General features: G+C 44.8%; 13 protein-coding genes. 11 read left to right on the plus strand and 2 right to left on the minus strand.

Annotation, left to right across the window (positions count from 1 at the left end):
• Window positions 1-203: 203 nt before the first annotated feature.
• From DET59_RS14260 to DET59_RS14295, 8 genes are all read left to right on the plus strand, one after another.
• Window positions 204-1724, plus strand: coding sequence for a glutathione ABC transporter substrate-binding protein (locus DET59_RS14260; RefSeq protein WP_181778173.1), 1521 nt, complete (start codon window positions 204-206; stop codon window positions 1722-1724).
• Between the two features lie 68 nt (window positions 1725-1792).
• Window positions 1793-3037, plus strand: coding sequence for an amidohydrolase family protein (locus DET59_RS14265; RefSeq protein WP_113970313.1), 1245 nt, complete (start codon window positions 1793-1795; stop codon window positions 3035-3037).
• Between the two features lie 18 nt (window positions 3038-3055).
• The gene (locus DET59_RS14270; protein ID WP_113970314.1) at window positions 3056-4291 is read left to right on the plus strand and encodes an amidohydrolase; all 1236 of its coding nucleotides are present in this window, start codon (window positions 3056-3058) and stop codon (window positions 4289-4291) included.
• The gene (locus tag DET59_RS14275; RefSeq protein ID WP_113970315.1) at window positions 4288-5217 is read left to right on the plus strand and encodes a DMT family transporter; all 930 of its coding nucleotides are present in this window, start codon (window positions 4288-4290) and stop codon (window positions 5215-5217) included. The genes DET59_RS14270 and DET59_RS14275 overlap by 4 nt, the downstream gene beginning before the upstream one ends.
• Before the next feature lie 197 nt (window positions 5218-5414).
• Window positions 5415-6737, plus strand: a complete 1323-nt coding sequence (locus DET59_RS14280; protein WP_113970316.1) for a D-serine ammonia-lyase — start codon at window positions 5415-5417, stop codon at window positions 6735-6737.
• Window positions 6738-6992: 255 nt separating this feature from the next.
• Window positions 6993-9320, plus strand: a complete 2328-nt coding sequence (gene helD / locus DET59_RS14285) for an RNA polymerase recycling motor HelD (RefSeq protein WP_113970317.1) — start codon at window positions 6993-6995, stop codon at window positions 9318-9320.
• Between the two features lie 161 nt (window positions 9321-9481).
• Window positions 9482-9694 carry a hypothetical protein gene (locus DET59_RS14290; protein WP_113970318.1) on the plus strand — a complete coding sequence of 71 codons (213 nt, stop codon included), beginning with the start codon at window positions 9482-9484 and terminating at the stop codon, window positions 9692-9694.
• A 133-nt stretch (window positions 9695-9827) separates the two neighbouring features.
• On the plus strand, window positions 9828-10451 hold the full coding sequence (locus DET59_RS14295) for a class I SAM-dependent methyltransferase (protein ID WP_113970319.1): 624 nt from the start codon (window positions 9828-9830) through the stop codon (window positions 10449-10451).
• Window positions 10452-10843: 392 nt separating this feature from the next.
• Here the strand turns inward: DET59_RS14295 and DET59_RS14305 are convergent, their stop codons facing one another.
• Together DET59_RS14305 and DET59_RS14310 are read right to left on the minus strand one after the other, a co-directional pair.
• Window positions 10844-11815: a sensor histidine kinase gene (locus tag DET59_RS14305; protein WP_258549681.1), complete on the minus strand. Its 972-nt coding sequence runs from the start codon at window positions 11813-11815 to the stop codon at window positions 10844-10846.
• Window positions 11816-11829: 14 nt separating this feature from the next.
• Window positions 11830-12528, minus strand: a complete 699-nt coding sequence (locus DET59_RS14310; protein ID WP_113970321.1) for a LytR/AlgR family response regulator transcription factor — start codon at window positions 12526-12528, stop codon at window positions 11830-11832.
• 165 nt (window positions 12529-12693) lie between these two features.
• On the opposite strand from DET59_RS14310, the gene DET59_RS14315 reads away from it, so the two are divergent.
• The 3 genes from DET59_RS14315 (at window position 12694) to DET59_RS14325 (ending at window position 15716) form a co-directional block, all read left to right on the plus strand.
• A complete protein-coding gene (locus DET59_RS14315) occupies window positions 12694-13446 on the plus strand; it encodes an ABC transporter ATP-binding protein (RefSeq protein WP_113970322.1) in 753 nt (250 codons plus the stop codon).
• The gene (locus DET59_RS14320; RefSeq protein WP_113970323.1) at window positions 13436-14593 is read left to right on the plus strand and encodes an ABC transporter permease; all 1158 of its coding nucleotides are present in this window, start codon (window positions 13436-13438) and stop codon (window positions 14591-14593) included. Before DET59_RS14315 ends, DET59_RS14320 begins: the two co-directional genes overlap by 11 nt.
• Before the next feature lie 70 nt (window positions 14594-14663).
• The gene (locus DET59_RS14325; RefSeq protein WP_113970324.1) at window positions 14664-15716 is read left to right on the plus strand and encodes a site-2 protease family protein; all 1053 of its coding nucleotides are present in this window, start codon (window positions 14664-14666) and stop codon (window positions 15714-15716) included.
• Window positions 15717-15942 lie beyond the last annotated feature (226 nt).

Raw genomic sequence — 15942 nt, forward strand, 5'->3', positions numbered from 1 at the left:
AAAGATAGAGGAAGAGGCGTGGAAAGGGAAGGTGATAAGTTTGAATTGTCAAAATAATTAAAAAGTTGGTAAAGATATTGAAAATCATTCGCTGTTTTCTTTTTTATAATGCAGATAGGCACCAACAATACGGAAAAGGGAGAGTGGAGGAATTGAAAGAAAAGAAGAAGTATTTCAGGGGGATCGCAGGATTATTGATCGTGATGGTCATGCTCATCACCCAGGCGTGTTCAACAAGTAATGTAGAAAGTGAAACCGCAAGCAAACAAGGCGGTGAATCAGAAGGCGGGATACTGAAGGTCGTCCGATTATCCGATGCAACCAATTTGGACCCCCACTTCATCACAGATATTCCGTCCGCCAATGTACTTTATCAAAAGGTGTACGAGAGCCTTGTAACGTTTGATAAAGAAATGAACATTGTTCCGTCATTGGCGAAAAGCTGGGAGCAGCCGGACGAAACGACGTGGGAATTCACATTAAATGAGGGAATCATGTTCCATGACGGATCTGAATTTAACGCAGAGGCAGTCAAAGTAACGTTCGACCGCTTATTGGATCCTAACACCGGGTCTCCTCAAAAGGATAAACTCGGGATGATCAAAGAAATCAACGTACTGGATGAATATAAAGTGCAGTTCAAGCTCGATGCTCCTTATGCACCTCTCTTATCGATCCTTGCAAGTAACGAAGGAAGCATCATGAGCCCGAAAGCCGTGAAAGACAATCCTGAAAGTCTTGCTAAGCACCCGATTGGAACCGGGCCATTTGCCTTCAATTCATGGAAGTCAGGTCAGTCCATCACCCTCGAGAAAAACGAAGAGTATTGGGGAGAACAGCCGAATATTGATGGAATCGAGTTTCAGGTAGTACCAGAGGACGCCACCCGCTTAGCGATGATTGAAACGGGTGAAGCTCATATCAGTGATCAAGTGCCCGTAACTGAAATCGAGCGCATCGAAAGCTCCGATACATTGAATCTGTACCGAACAGAAGGGTTAGCCGTCGAATATGTCGGATTCAATACGCAAAAAGAGCCCTTTGATAATGTAAAGGTAAGACAGGCTATTTCCATGGCCATTGAAAGAGAAGCAATCATAAAAGGTGTCTATAACGGAGTGGGTACGTTAGCGAATGCTGCCATGAGTCCGCAAGTATTCGGTCATAGTGAAAACGTGAAACCGTATGAGTATGACCCGAATTCTGCCAAGGAGCTTTTGAAAGAAGCAGGATTTGAAAAAGGTCTTGAGCTGACACTGATTACAAGTGACCGTAAAGAACGGATCAATATGGCGGAAGTCATTCAGTCCCAGCTGAAGGGAATCGGGATCAAAGTGAATATTCAAGTGCTTGAATATGGTGCGTATATTGAAGCCGTAGACACAGGAGAACAAGATATGTTCATCGGTGGTTGGGGGAATGCAACAGGCGATGGAGACTACAACCAATACAACTTGTTCCACTCTTCTTCCCACGGTTCACCAGGAAACCATTTCTATTACACCAATGAAAAAGTCGATGATCTCATCGAGCAGGCAAGAAAAGAAGTGGACCCTGAAGTCAGAAAGACATTATATGAAGAAGCGATGACCATTGAAATGGAAGAAGCGGTATACATTCCGATTCGGAACTACGAGCATTTAGCAGTGTACAACAATGAAGTGAAGAATTTCTGGTTGAGTGCCGCCAACTACTTAATGGTGAATGACGCAACGATCGAATAGGGGATGGTTCGGGTGGTGATAAGCACCATCCGTAATCTTGTAAACACTAAATCTTGGAGGTTGATTCTATGAAAACGATTTGGATGAAAAATGTAAGAATGGAAACCGGTTTTGAGAAAGAGAATGAAGTCGTGACAGGGACACTTACCGAATATGCCCATGTCAAAATAGAAGGTGGAAAGATTACGGCCATCTCACGTGACGAGTCAGAGATTGAAGCTGGAGCGGACGTGTTGGATGCAAAAGGAAAGTTGATCCTGCCTTCCTTACGTGAAATGCACATCCATATCGATAAAACCTACTTCAGTGGTCCATGGAAGGCTTGCCGTCCGATCACAAAAGGAATTTTTACAAGAATAGAAGAAGAACAGGAGCTGCTTCCCAAGCAATTGCCATACGCACAGGAGAGAGCTGAAAAGATGATTGAGCTGCTGCTTCAAAATGGCCACACTCACATCCGGACGCACTGCAACATCGAACCGACTTCCGGCTTAAAGCACCTGGAAGTCACCGTTAAAGCATTAGAGAAATATAAACATCACCTCACTTATGACATTGTGGCGTTTCCTCAGCACGGGCTTCTGCGCAGCAATTCAGTGGAACTGATGCGGGAAGCCATGAAAAATGGTGCCACCCTTGTCGGGGGAGTCGATCCGGCGACAGTTGACCGACATATCGATCAATCGCTCTATACGACTTTTGACATTGCCACAGAGCATAATGCCGGTGTCGACATTCACCTTCATGACCCGGACACACTTGGCGCTTTCACCTTTGAACGTCTTGCTGATTTTACAAGAGAGGCGAACTTGAAGGGGCGTGTCACGATCAGTCATGCCATTGCACTTGGTGATCTTGAGGGGCAATCTCTTACCGACATGATGTCCACTCTGAAAGATCAAGAGATTGATATTACCACGACGATCCCGATTAACCGTCCAACCATTCCGGTTCCGACTCTGGATCAGTACGGTTTACAGGTATCCGTCGGTCATGACAGCTTAACAGATCACTGGTCACCTTTTGGAACCGGGGATACGATCGAGAAGCTGAATATCCTTGCTGAACGATTCCGACTGATCGATGAGTACTCCATCAACCGTACATGGAAATATGCATCCGGAGGGATCACGCCGTTGGATGATGCGGGGAAACAGGTGTGGCCTCAAGTAGGGGACGCAGCAGACTTCCTCCTGGTGGAAGCAAGCTGTTCAGCGGAAGCAGTGGCAAGGAGAGCAAAAATTGATTCTGTTTATAAGAACGGGGAAAAGGTGTTGCTGCCTCACTCTGAATCTGTACTGATCAATAAATAATAGAAGGGAGACGTTTCGATGATCTGGTTGAAAAATGTGAAGCTTGAAGTAGGAAACATAGAAAATGGAGGCATGACCGAAACGAAAACAGAGCTTTTTCACCTCGGGGTCAAGGAAGGGAAAATCGTTCAACAGCTGCCTCATACACAGCCCATACCCGAGACTGCTGATGTGATCTATGATATAAAAGGTCACTTGGCCATTCCGACCTTTAACGAAATGCATAACCATTTGGACAAAACGTATCTAACGCTTGGATGGAAAGCGACGAAGCCCGTTAAAAACCTGAAAGAAAGATTGCAGTTTGAAGCAGAGGAGCTGACAGAACTCGCACCAACGACCAAAGAAAGAGCGAAACGGATGATCGACGAAATCCTTTCAAACGGTTCAACGCATATCCGCACTCACGTAAACATTGATCCATACATTGGATTGAAGAACCTCGAGGGTGTCATCGAGGCATTGGAAGAGTATAAGCATGCGGTGACTGCGGATATCATTGCCTTCCCGCAGCACGGATTATTAAGAGATTCCGTGCCGGCATTGATGAGGGAAGCGATGAGAAATGGAGCCACCATGGTTGGTGGCCTCGACCCTGCAGGAATCGATCGCTCAATTGAAAAATCACTCTATGAAACCATGAATATCGCAACAGAGTTTAATGCGGATGTAGACATCCATCTGCACGACAGCGGGCATGTGGGGACCTACACGATCGATAAGTGGATCGATATGGTGGAAGAGTCGAATTGGCAGAACCGGACAGCCATCAGTCATGCCTTCTGTATCGGGGAGGTGCCGGAAGTGAAACAGGTTGAACTGGCAGAGAGGTTAAGAGATAACGGAGTGGCAATCATGTCGACCATTCCTTTGACAAAGTCCCTTCCGCCAATCAAGCTCCTGGATGATCATGGAGTGAAGGTCCATCTTGGGTGTGATGGATTCTATGACTCCTGGAGTCCGCTTGGTCACGGGGACGTGTTAGAGAAAGTGTATAAATACGGCCAGGTGACAAGAAGAAGTGATGAAGTATCCTTAAGGGACAGTCTGAAGTGGATAACTGGCGGAACAACGGCATTGACGAAAACAGGTGAATACAAGTGGCCGAAAGTGGAAGATGATGCAAGCTTTATTTTCGTTGACGCTGCTTCATCAGCGGAAGTCGTTGCCAGAAGACCGAAACGACTGGCCGTGATGAACAAAGGGAAAGTGGTATATGGGTCTCTCTGGAGTACCCATGAGCTGGTGAAATGAAAGAAAAGGTAAATGGAAAGCCCGTGTATCTCTACATGGGCCTCCTTTTTTGTGTCATATGCTGGGGAAGTAATTTTATTTTCGGTGCGATTTTAGTGCACTATTTCAAGCCGATGGAAATCGCATTTTTACGGCTTATTTTTATTACTCTGTTCCTGCTTATCGTATTCTACAAGTCAATTAGACAATTTTCTTCGTTGAAATCCATGGTCATCCCACTGCTCTTCATCGGTTTCATTGGCGTGACCTTGAATCATTGGAGCTTCTATGCCAGCTTGACCACGGCATCGCCCGTAACGGCGGCCTTGATCCTGGCTACGGCACCCATTTGTACATCCCTTATCAATTCGGTTGTATTTAAGGAACGCAAAAGTCCGTTTTTCTGGATGTGGAGCCTTTTCAGCTTTTTCGGCGTGCTCCTGGTCATCATGAAGAAAGGGGCCATAGTGATCGGTATGGGAGAAGGGTATATCTTCCTCACGATGCTTACATTTTCCGTGTTCATGATTCTTGTAGAACGATATGCAAGGCACCTTTCTTCTATTCTATTGACCTTTTATTCGACCATGGTGGGGTTGATCTTGATGACCGTGTTTTTGCCATTCTCCGACGTTACTTTTCTGAGGTCCGTCCCCTTCAGCATTTGGATGCTGCTTTTTTTTACAGCGATCATCATGCATGGGATATGCCCGCTTATTTGGAACCATTGCATATCAGAAATCGGTTCTACGAATACATCCCTGCTCCTGAACATTGAACCGTTTGTGGCAATGGTGGTTGGATACATTGTGTTGAAAGAGTCGGTAAGCACTATGCAAATGATCGGGGCAATCACTATACTAATAAGCGTCACAATGGCTCTCCATTCCAATCGAATGGGACAGAGGGACAGGCACCTTGTCCCGACAAACTCAAATACACTATGATGATTGTTACGGGACGAGGGAGCGGTCGCCTTGTCCTCCAAATTTCTACAACTATTTCCCCGGAAATTGATAAAAAATAATAGAATTCTACAAAGTGTGTCATGCTGACTATTTTTCACCTTCAAGAAATCGTCAGCATTAAACTTCTAAAGGCACTAAAACTTCTGTAAAATGAAACGTAAATTGAGGGGGAGATAATGATGGAACCTACATACGGCTTGAAACCTGCTTTACTTTCCGATCTAAAAGCAATGAAAGAAACCTTCTGGTCAAACTCATCACTGAAATCCTGGGTCAATTCTGATACAAACCCTGTAGAGGGGAGTGATATCTATGAAGCTGAAAAGAGGCTTCTTCGGTTTGCCCCGTACATAAGACACGTATATCCCGAAACAGAAGAGAAGAATGGAATCATTGAGTCACCTATCCAATGGCTTCCGGATATGCAGAGAGAACTGGAAAAATATTATCAAACTACCATATCGGGAAAGCTACTGTTGAAATGTGACAATGAGCTGCCCATTGCCGGTTCCATTAAAGCCAGAGGGGGAATCTACGAAGTACTGAAGCTGGCAGAAACTCTGCTGATTCAACACGATATGATTCAATTGACGGACGACTACTCCGTGTTAGCCAATCCCTCGTTTAAGGAGTTCTTTTCACAGTACTCCATTGCGGTAGGCTCGACGGGGAACTTAGCCTTAAGTATTGGAACCATCGGTGCAGCTCTTGGTTTCAATGTGACGGTTCATATGTCACGTGAAGCGAAAGAGTGGAAAAAGGAGCTTCTCAGAGAAAAAGGAGTAACGGTGATCGAGCATCAGAACGATTTCTCCTATGCCGTTGAAGAAGGGCGAAAGCAATGTATGAAGGACCCGAATGGTTTTTTCATAGATGATGAAAACTCGAAGGATCTTTTCATGGGCTATGCAGTCGCTGCACTGCGGTTGCGAAAGCAGTTAGAAGAAAAGGGGATTGTTGTTGACCGGGATCATCCATTGATTGTGTATTTGCCATGCGGTGTCGGGGGTGGACCTGGAGGGGTGACGTACGGATTGAAGCATGTATTTGGTGATCATGTTCATTGTTATTTTGCCGAACCAACCAATTCTCCATGTATGCTTCTTGGGCTTTCGACCGGAAAGCATGAAAAGATTTCTGTCCAGGATATAGGATTAAGCAATCGGACAGAAGCCGATGGACTGGCCGTCGGGCGCCCCTCAGCATTAGCAGGAAGGATGGTGCAGGAACTGGTGAACGGCGTGTATACAGTCAATGATGAGAACTTATTTAAAATGCTGGCTCTTTTACACCAATCAGAATCCATTTCCTTAGAGCCTTCCGCGCTTGCCGGGATGCTTGGCCCAACCTCTATACAGATACGAGAGCATCTTGAATCCCTTTCGTTAACTAGAACTCAATTAACTCAAGCGACTCATCTAGTGTGGGCGACAGGTGGGAACTTAGTGCCTGCACAGATTATGGAAAGTTATGTTGCTATGGGGAAAGGATTTTTATAGTGCTTAGGGACGGACCTTGTGCTTTCAAATGAAGGCATGAGGTCCGTCCCTCTTTTTCTCACAAAAAAGACTGCCAAACGAAAATCGATCGTCCAACAGTCTTTAAATTTATATTGATTAGAATGGGAATTTGTGATAAATTAGAACAGAAACGCTTAAGCTGAGTAAATTAAAACATATTACCTCAATAATAATTATATAACATAATTTACTCTTTCGTCAACCCTCAATTTTTTTAGGAAAAGGAGTGCTTGGATGAATCTTGAAATTCGGCAGGAGCAGGAACGTGTGGACCGTGTCATTGAGACAATTGTGGAGCAAATCGGACGCCTGGAGGATGAAACCGGACGACGACAAGAGGAAGTGGTGGAGATCCGTAAACACTTCTGGGATGAGGTCAAGGTGAATACGGATACCTTCGATGATTTTCTGGAAACCGTCCTCAGTTTGAGGCAGCAGGCACAAGTGTTGACCGTCAGTCAAAGCACTCACAGACAGGCAGTAAAAAAGCTATCTGCTCTACAACGCATGAAGGGCAAGCCTTATTTCGGACGCATTGATATTACCGAAGAAGGAGAATCGGAGTCGGAAAAGATCTATATCGGCATTGCCACCCTCACGGATCATAGTGGGGATGATTTCCTGGTCTATGATTGGCGCGCTCCGATTTCGAGCGTTTATTATGATTATCCGCCAGGTCCCGCAGAATACGCCACACCCGGTGGCATAGTCAGAGGGACGCTTGAGAAAAAATGGCAGTATCTCATCCGGGACGGCGTCATCGACTCCATGTTCGATACCAGCCTGACGATTGGGGATGAAGTTTTGCAGGAGGTGCTTGGGAAGCGGACGGATACCCATATGAACAGCATCGTGGCGACCATCCAGCAGAAGCAGAATCAGATCATCAGGCACGATCACGGCCGGCTCCTCATCGTACAAGGTGCAGCGGGCAGCGGGAAAACATCGGCCGCCCTTCAGCGGATTGCGTATTTATTATATAAATATCGAGGCACCCTCAAGGCGGATCAAATCATTCTGTTCTCTCCGAACGCCATGTTCAACAGCTATGTATCGAACGTACTGCCTGAGCTTGGTGAAGAGAATATGGAGCAGGTGACCTTTCAGGAATATTTGGATCATCGATTGAGTAAGGAGTTCGAATTGGAGGGACCATACAGTCAATTGGAATACGTCCTGACCGAAATGGATGACCCCTCGTACCGGACCCGGACGGCAAGTATTTCTTTCAAGGCATCGACGGACTTCTTTGACATCATTAAATTATACAGAACGTCACTGGAGCAATCCGGGATGCGATTCAAAGGAATTAAGTTTCGGGGAAAACCAATCGTCACAGCAAGGCAAATCGAGGAACATTTTTACACCAACGATACGTCCTTTCGTTTTCATAACAGGCTGGAGAAATTGACAGACTGGATCAACCAACAGATCGATGAAGCAGAGAAGATTGAACGGAGCAAGCCTTGGGTCGAAGAAGAAATCGAACTGATGAACAATGAGGACTATCACAAAGCGCATCAGCACCTGCAGAAGAAAAATCCTTCGAATGATTATGAAATCGAGTATGAGGCGTTGGCCCGATTGACTGTTCGCAGGAAATTCAAGGGACTGCGCAAAGCGATCGAGAGATTTCAATATGTGGACGTGAAAGGAATGTATCTTCAGCTTTTTGTGGATCCTGTGAACATCTCCACCTTATGGAACGGGGAGATTCCTGAAGAGTGGGAGGATATTTGCCGTTCGACTGTGAACATGCTCGAGGAAGGGGAATTGTCCTACGAGGATGCGACGCCTTTTTTATTGTTAAAAGAGCTGATACTCGGCTTTCAGTCCAATACGTCGATTAAGCATGTGCTCATCGACGAAGCTCAGGACTATTCACCTTTTCAATTCGAATTCATTAAGCGTCTATTTCCTTCAGCCAAAATGACCGTGCTCGGCGACTTTAATCAGGCCATCTTTGCCCATGCACGTGAGCATGTGGATTTCAGCACACTGACCGGACTCTACGGACAAGATGAAACCAACGTGATCAACTTGAATCAGAGTTACCGGTCGACCAAGCCGATCATCGAGTTCACACGCCGGCTTGTGCCTGGCGGTGACCAGATAGCTCCATTTGACCGAAACGGGGAAAAACCGGTGCTCACCCAGGTCGCTGATCACGATGAACTTCACGAACGAATTGCAGCGAAAATACAAGAATGGCAGGACCGGGACTACCATTCCATAGCCGTCATTTGTAAATCTGCGAAAGAAAGTGGAGCCGCATACGCCTCCTTAAGCGGTGTAGAAGACATCAAGCTCATGAAAAGCGCTTCCCTTGAATACGAACAGGGCGTGATCGTCATCCCGGCCTACCTGGCAAAAGGAATCGAATTTGACGCCGTCATCCTTTATGACGCATCCGCCCAATCCTATGGTGACGAAAGCCTCAGCCGCTTGTTCTACACAGCCTGCACAAGGGCCATGCACGAGCTGCAGCTATTCAGCGTAGGCGATCCGAGTCCATTCTTTGAACATATAGAAGCGGACCTCTATAGTAGCGAACCGTCTTAAATTGATCATACAAAGGGACGGACCTTGTACTTCAAATCAGAAGTGCAAGGTCCGTCCCTCTTTTTTATTTTATAAAAGTGATTGAGTTAGGGGAAATGTTTTGAAATAATTGGAAGAGAAGGGTCATATAGTTTAATTTTAAGTGGAAAGGAGGAGTCTGAGTGAAGGGAAATATGAAATTTGCATGGATTGCTTCCTGGTTTGCGCTTGTTGGTCAACTGGCATTTTTCATCGGTGTGTCGCTGTTCACAGGGGATTGGCGCTATGTCATGTGGAGTTTTATGGTCAGTATGGCAGCGGGCGTTCCAAGCATGATCCGTACGTGGCTGGCGCAGAAAAGAATAAACGATCAAAAAGGGAGTCCCGCCCAATAACTACGGCTTCCTCATTCTTCACATAAATCCAATGAGGCAATTCATCATTCAAGGTTGGAGAGACCGTGGTCACAAAGTGTTTGCATTAGATAAGACTGATGATCGACCTTGTCATTTTGGGAGGTGTTTTATCATGAACAATCGTTGGAATGAATGGGTATATAAACTCTGGTCTCCCATATACGATACGTTTTTTAACTCAGGTGTATTCCGTAAAGCCCGGCAACAGGTATTTCAAGGAGAGGCATTTCAAGAAAATCAACGAATCTTATTTGTTGGTGTAGGCACAGGAGCTGACCTGGAATGGATCCATCATCAGTCATTGAATATTACCGCGATTGACTATTCAAATGAAATGCTTGAAAAAGCCAGAAAGAAATTCCCGGACTCCCGGGTACAATTTCTGAAAATGGATGCACAGAAGATGAGCTTTCGCGATCATCAATTCGATGTGGTAATCGGGAGTCTTATTCTATCCGTCGTACCTGATGCAGATCAGTGCCTCAAGGAAATGATCAGGGTGTTGAAGAAGGATGGTGAGTTGATCCTCTTCGATAAGTTTGCGCCTGAAGGAAGAGGACTTTCTCCTATTAAAAAGGTTCTCAGGCCGCTGATCAAATTAGCCGGTACCGATATTGGTCTGAGCTTCGAGGCGCTAGTTGAAAAATATAAAGGAACGTTATCTGTGAAAGAGGACATCCCAGTAATGTTCCATGGGATGTACAGAAAGATTGTGATCATAAAACAACATCCATGAATGATGTTTTAACTTTCTTTCTATCTATGATGGATTTCCAGAGTGAATTAATGCTAAAAAGGGCTGGCCAGAAAGTCGCATTCATGACTCTTCGGCCAACCCTTTATTTATGAATTCCCAATGACCCCGTCCTGACCTCAGAAACCTTAAAAATTCTTATCCTTCACTGATTTCCTTTTAAAAAAGAGGATCGTAGCTACAATAAGGACCAGGATAACGGCCATCGGTATGATGATAAATAACGCAACTCCCGAATCTCCAAAGATGGGAATTCCTCCTCTCAAGTGATTGATCATAGCTTCTCTTTTCCCTTTATTATTTCGATAAAACTTTATGGAGCACACTGGAAAACATCCGAGGGACGGACCTTTACATGAAATACAATAAAACTTCTAATGTATGGCCGGAAATTTAATCTTCACCGTGAATTCTTCATCTCGATATACGAAGTCCAGTAACCCTTGGTGATCGGTCACCGTGTCCTGAATGACCCTGGTACCGAGCCCTTCGTGTTTCTCCCCCTTTGTGGTGTGGCCGTAGCTCTGATAAAGCTTATCCAGAATGTGGATCGGAATCGGAAGGCTCGGATTTTGACAGATCAGCACGTACAGCCCGCTTCGTTTGTAGAACTGAAGAGTGACGTTTGATGATTTGCCGTAGTGATTCTGCCATTCAATGGAAGCATCGATGCTGTTGGATAACAGGTTTCCAAGTAGTGTCACCAACTTTTTATCCGGAATGGGCAGGGTGGATAGGGGCATGTCCACATCGTAAATCATCGTCACCCCCGAAGCCTTTCCCTGGCTGTACATTTGATGTAGGATGCCTGCTATACTTCCACGTTCACCCTTAATGGAAAGATTCGTCTCCTCATACCCGTCCACCAAATCATCAAGGTAGGCTGTGGCCTCTTCATGGTGCCGGTTTTCGAGCATGTAGTGGATGGAGGAAACATGCTTGAGAAAATCATGCCGCTCACTGCGAACGATACGGAAGGTTTCCATGAGTTGAGCGCGCTCTTCTTCAAATTGGCCATTTTCTTTATAGAGCTGTTCGATTCGATTTGACACTTCCCACCTTACACATTCCATACCCATGAACACCACCAGAAATACTCCGTAAAACCAGGAAGTCTTCATCACAAGGTAAGGGAGCAACAGGAGGAGCTGTATGAGAAAAAGGGCAACGTTCCACTTCAGATCTGGTTTAAAGAAAGAGATCCGTATTTTTCTAAAAAGTATATACAGAGTGAGTGAGACTACTAGAAATGTTATATAGAAAGGGACATCCCAAGGCAGATTCAAAAGAAGTGCATGCAGATGCACGAATCCGAGCAGGATGAGTGTAACCCAATAAAAATTCACAGCGTTTCCACCTTTTAAAAGTAATATTTTTGCAGGAAATCGACCTTTTCCTTTGTAATCATGGCCTGCTTGTCGAGTCCTTCAAATGTGATCACATATGAGTTTTTCGCATAAAGAGAGAAGTTCTTGACGTAGTGAATGTTGATGATGAAGGAACGGTGGGATCGGATGAAGTCCCGCTCGCGTAATTCACCCTCGAGTTCATTCAAGGTGAGATAGGTTTTGATTTCTTCATCCTTGGTGTAGATCGTAGTCGATCGACCGGAACGTTCAATAAAGACAATGTCCTTCTTCTGCACAATATGGATATCATTCTTTTGCTTTAAATAGAGTCTTCCTGTCAATTCAGCGGACCTTGACTTTTCCATCAGCCGCTCGATGGATTTCATCAATCGATCATTGGTATAGGGCTTCATGATGTAGTCATGTACATTCAATTCAAAGGCATGGACGGCATAGCCGCTGTTTCCCGTAACGAATATCACGGAAATATTCAGGGCATGGGAATGAATGATATCCGCCAGCTCATAACCTGACAAATGAGGCATCTCAATATCGGCTATCAGCACGTCAATCGTTTCTTTCTTGATCTGATCATAGGCTTCTTCTGCCGAAGTGGTGGAGAAGACAATCTCCACATTCTCTATGCGGGAAATGATGCCATTCAATTTATCTAAATCTATCATCCGATCGTCTACTAGACCGATTTTCATTTCTTCTCGCCTCGCATCTTCTGAAGTCCCTTTATTTTACCATTTTCAAAGAAGAATTTGGTATTTTCACGACATGAAATGGACTTTTCACGACATAAGTGGAGATTGTTTCCTTATTTGTTTGTATGATGGACCTAAGATAATAAATGGATGAGGTGAGAGAAAGTGATACAGATACACGAAGTAACGAAACAGTTCAAGGACAAGAAGAAGTATGTCACAGCGCTGAAACATGTCTCTTTTTCAGTGAAAAAGGGTGAGGTCGTTGGTTTGTTAGGGGAAAATGGGGCCGGAAAGACAACCCTGCTCCGAACGATCGCGACCCTTCTGACGCCTACCGAGGGCTATGTGCAAGTAGCGGGATACGATACGATCAAGAGTCCGAATGAAATCAAGACGAAAATCGGTGTGCTATTCGGAGGGGAAACAGGACTCTATGACCGATTGACCGCCCGGGAAAATCTTCAATACTTTGCCCTGTTATATGGATTGAGCAAGCACGAAACGAAGGTGCGCATCGATGATCTGGCAAGGATGTTCGGCATGAGGGATTATCTTGACCGGAGAGTTTCCGGCTTCTCGAAAGGAATGCGCCAGAAGGTTGCCATCGCGAGAACGTTGATCCACAATCCTGACATCATCCTGTTCGATGAACCAACGACAGGATTGGACATTACATCTTCCAACGTCTTTCGCCAGCTCGTCCATCAGCTGAAGCGCGAAGGAAAGACGATTGTCTTCTCCAGTCACATCATGGAGGAAGTGTCCTTGCTATGCGACAAGGTAGCGATGATGCATAAAGGGGAATTGGTGTATCACGGCGACATCGAGCACCTCTACCAAACAGAAAAGAGCCGGGATCTGAACTATATCTTTATGAGCAAGCTGGTGAGAGGGGATGAACACTATGCTTCTTAATATCTATTTGAAAGAATTGAAGGACAGCTTCCGCGATCGGAGAACCCTGTTGCTGACGGTCCTTCTGCCCATCTTCATGATGAGCGGGCTTGTATTCTTCTATGAAAATATGGTTTCCGATGACGAAGGGGAAACGTACACCCTTGCCGTCGATTCAACTGTTAGTACAGAAGTGACAGATCTATTTTCAGGGTATGAAGCGATTGATATCGTGAAGGCTGCTGATCCCGAAAAGTCCCTTGAAGAGGGGGATGCCCTTGCCGCCATGATTGTAAGTCCTAATTTCATACGTAACATTGAACAAGGAAAAGAAGCAGATGTAACCATCATCGGCGACTCCTTAAGCCAAAAATCCAGTAACCTTATGAATATTGTCACTAATGCATTGACCGCCTATGAGAAACAAGTGACAGCTGAGAGGCTGGAATCTCAAGGGACGGACCTTTCACTCATTGAGCCCTTTGTCATCACTCAACAGGAAATGTCAGATGATGACACAAGCATGTTCCTACTGGCCTTCCTTGTCCCATTGATATTGGCTATTTCTATAGGGGTGGGAACGGGTCCATCTGCAGCGGATTTGTTTGCCGGTGAAAAAGAGAAGAAGACGATGGAAGCCTTACTCATGACACCGGTCAAACGTTCTACTCTTCTGTTGGCAAAATGGTTGACCATCTCGACAGTGGGTGTGGTCACGGGAATCGTAACGCTGATCGTGCTGGCGATTGAAATCAGCCTCTTTACAGAAAACCTTAAAGCGGCCGTATCCTTTGGAGATAATGTGTATATGATCATCATCCTTTCCCTGCTTCTCACCATCGTGTATGCAGTGTTCGTTGCCTCACTGCAAATGATCACCAGCATTATCGGGAAAACCGTCAAGGAAGCACAAAGCTATAGCGCGCCGATCATGATGCTCGCAGCCTTTCCCGGTATGATCATCACGAATGTTGGACTGAATGAACTATCTTTCCAACACTTTGCCATTCCGGTCCTGAACCTGTTCAGCCAATTTAAAGAACTGTTCATGGGTGTAATCGATTATCAGCATCTCTTCCTGACGTTCGGAAGCAACCTTCTCTTTATGCTAGTCATATTTGTGATTGGCAGAATCCTATTCTTGAAGGATAAATGGGTGATGAACTAATAGTAAGGATGAGCAATCACCATGCCATGGTGATTGCTTTTATGAAAAAATGAGTTGGGAGTTTTTAAAAATGAAGTCTTTCTTTACGCCAAAATGGGTATCTCTTCTCGGGTTTTTCCTTTTTTCAATAGGGGTTTGGAACGAGCCAACGAGGGAAATGACTGCCGTGATCGGAGGTCTTTTCCTGGCATGGTTGCTTGCGGTTGGTCTGCATGAACTCGGTCATGTGATGGCAGGGAGGTGGAATGGGTTTGAATTTGGTTTTTTAGCATTCGGGCCGATCCAATTTGAACAAACGAAAAATGGTATCAAATTAAGAGGAAATAAGCGCTGGTTTTTCTTTGGTGGAGTGGCCATGATGGTGCCGCCCCGTATAGATAAGGAAGCCCTTATCCCTAAATGGGCAGCATTTGCAGCAGGTGGACCGATTCTATCGTTTTTAGCAGGAATCATCTTTTATCTATTATACGGAGTGCTATCCTATGAGTTTTTCTTCTTTCTTGCCATCATGAATGCCTGTATATTCGCCGCTACTATTGTGCCCCTGAAAACAAGTATGCGGACCGACGGCTATATTCTCCTCACATTGATGAAAAAGAATGAGGAAGCAGGCAGGTTAATGGAAGAATTAGTTATCATGAGAGAGATGCTCAGTAGAAAGCATCCTCTTGAATGGAATCGGGATTTTATACAAGAAGCAAAACAAAAGGAACCAGTAGAGGAGAATGTGCAGTTTTTCTTGATGAACTACTACTTTGAAATTGAGCAGCATGGCTTTCCATCCGCTGAAGAAGCCATGTCTCCATATCGTGAGATTCCCATCACGAGAAAAAATAAATTTCACATGACATTTCTCATTCATATGAAGCAGTTATCCCACTTTTTACACGGTGAAGCCAACACCCATGAAATCACTCAACTTCAGAACTCGCTTTCCAACATAGAACCCGTCTCCTACTACAGAGGCAAAGCCATCATTGCCCATCTGCAGAATCATCATCAAGAAGCGAGAAGCTATCTGAAAAAAGCAAATAAAATCATATTAAACAATCAACCACTATACGGATTCTATCAAGCTGAAAAAACACTATCCGACTTGGTCGAAGCGAAGATGGCCTGGTAAGGATCAGAAGGATGAACCTCGATAGAAACGACAAGAATCCCTATTATGAAATTAGGGTCTGAATCCTTTCAGACTGTCACCGACACTCCTCTATAAAAAATAGAATAATATCCTATATCTATTAGAAAAGCATGTTCCCACCAGGTTCATGCTTTTTTAATGGAAGAATGAAACTTTTCCCAAAAATATACGTATAGAAGTAATAAAATGGAATTTTATCCCTGCT

The sequence above is a fragment of the Rossellomorea aquimaris genome (assembly GCF_003315075.1).
GTDB lineage: Bacteria > Bacillota > Bacilli > Bacillales > Bacillaceae_B > Rossellomorea > Rossellomorea aquimaris_C.

Excerpts from the sequence above, each read along its gene's own strand:
- DET59_RS14260 (WP_181778173.1), top strand. The coding sequence starts at position 204 with ATGGTCATGCTCATCACCCAGGCGTGTTCAACAAGTAATGTAGAAAGT.
- DET59_RS14265 (WP_113970313.1), top strand. The coding sequence starts at position 1,793 with ATGAAAACGATTTGGATGAAAAATGTAAGAATGGAAACCGGTTTTGAG.
- DET59_RS14270 (WP_113970314.1), top strand. The coding sequence starts at position 3,056 with ATGATCTGGTTGAAAAATGTGAAGCTTGAAGTAGGAAACATAGAAAAT.
- DET59_RS14275 (WP_113970315.1), top strand. The coding sequence starts at position 4,288 with ATGAAAGAAAAGGTAAATGGAAAGCCCGTGTATCTCTACATGGGCCTC.
- DET59_RS14280 (WP_113970316.1), top strand. The coding sequence starts at position 5,415 with ATGATGGAACCTACATACGGCTTGAAACCTGCTTTACTTTCCGATCTA.
- helD (WP_113970317.1), top strand. The coding sequence starts at position 6,993 with ATGAATCTTGAAATTCGGCAGGAGCAGGAACGTGTGGACCGTGTCATT.
- DET59_RS14295 (WP_113970319.1), top strand. The coding sequence starts at position 9,828 with ATGAACAATCGTTGGAATGAATGGGTATATAAACTCTGGTCTCCCATA.
- DET59_RS14310 (WP_113970321.1), bottom strand. The coding sequence starts at position 12,528 with ATGAAAATCGGTCTAGTAGACGATCGGATGATAGATTTAGATAAATTG.
- DET59_RS14320 (WP_113970323.1), top strand. The coding sequence starts at position 13,436 with ATGCTTCTTAATATCTATTTGAAAGAATTGAAGGACAGCTTCCGCGAT.
- DET59_RS14325 (WP_113970324.1), top strand. The coding sequence starts at position 14,664 with ATGAAGTCTTTCTTTACGCCAAAATGGGTATCTCTTCTCGGGTTTTTC.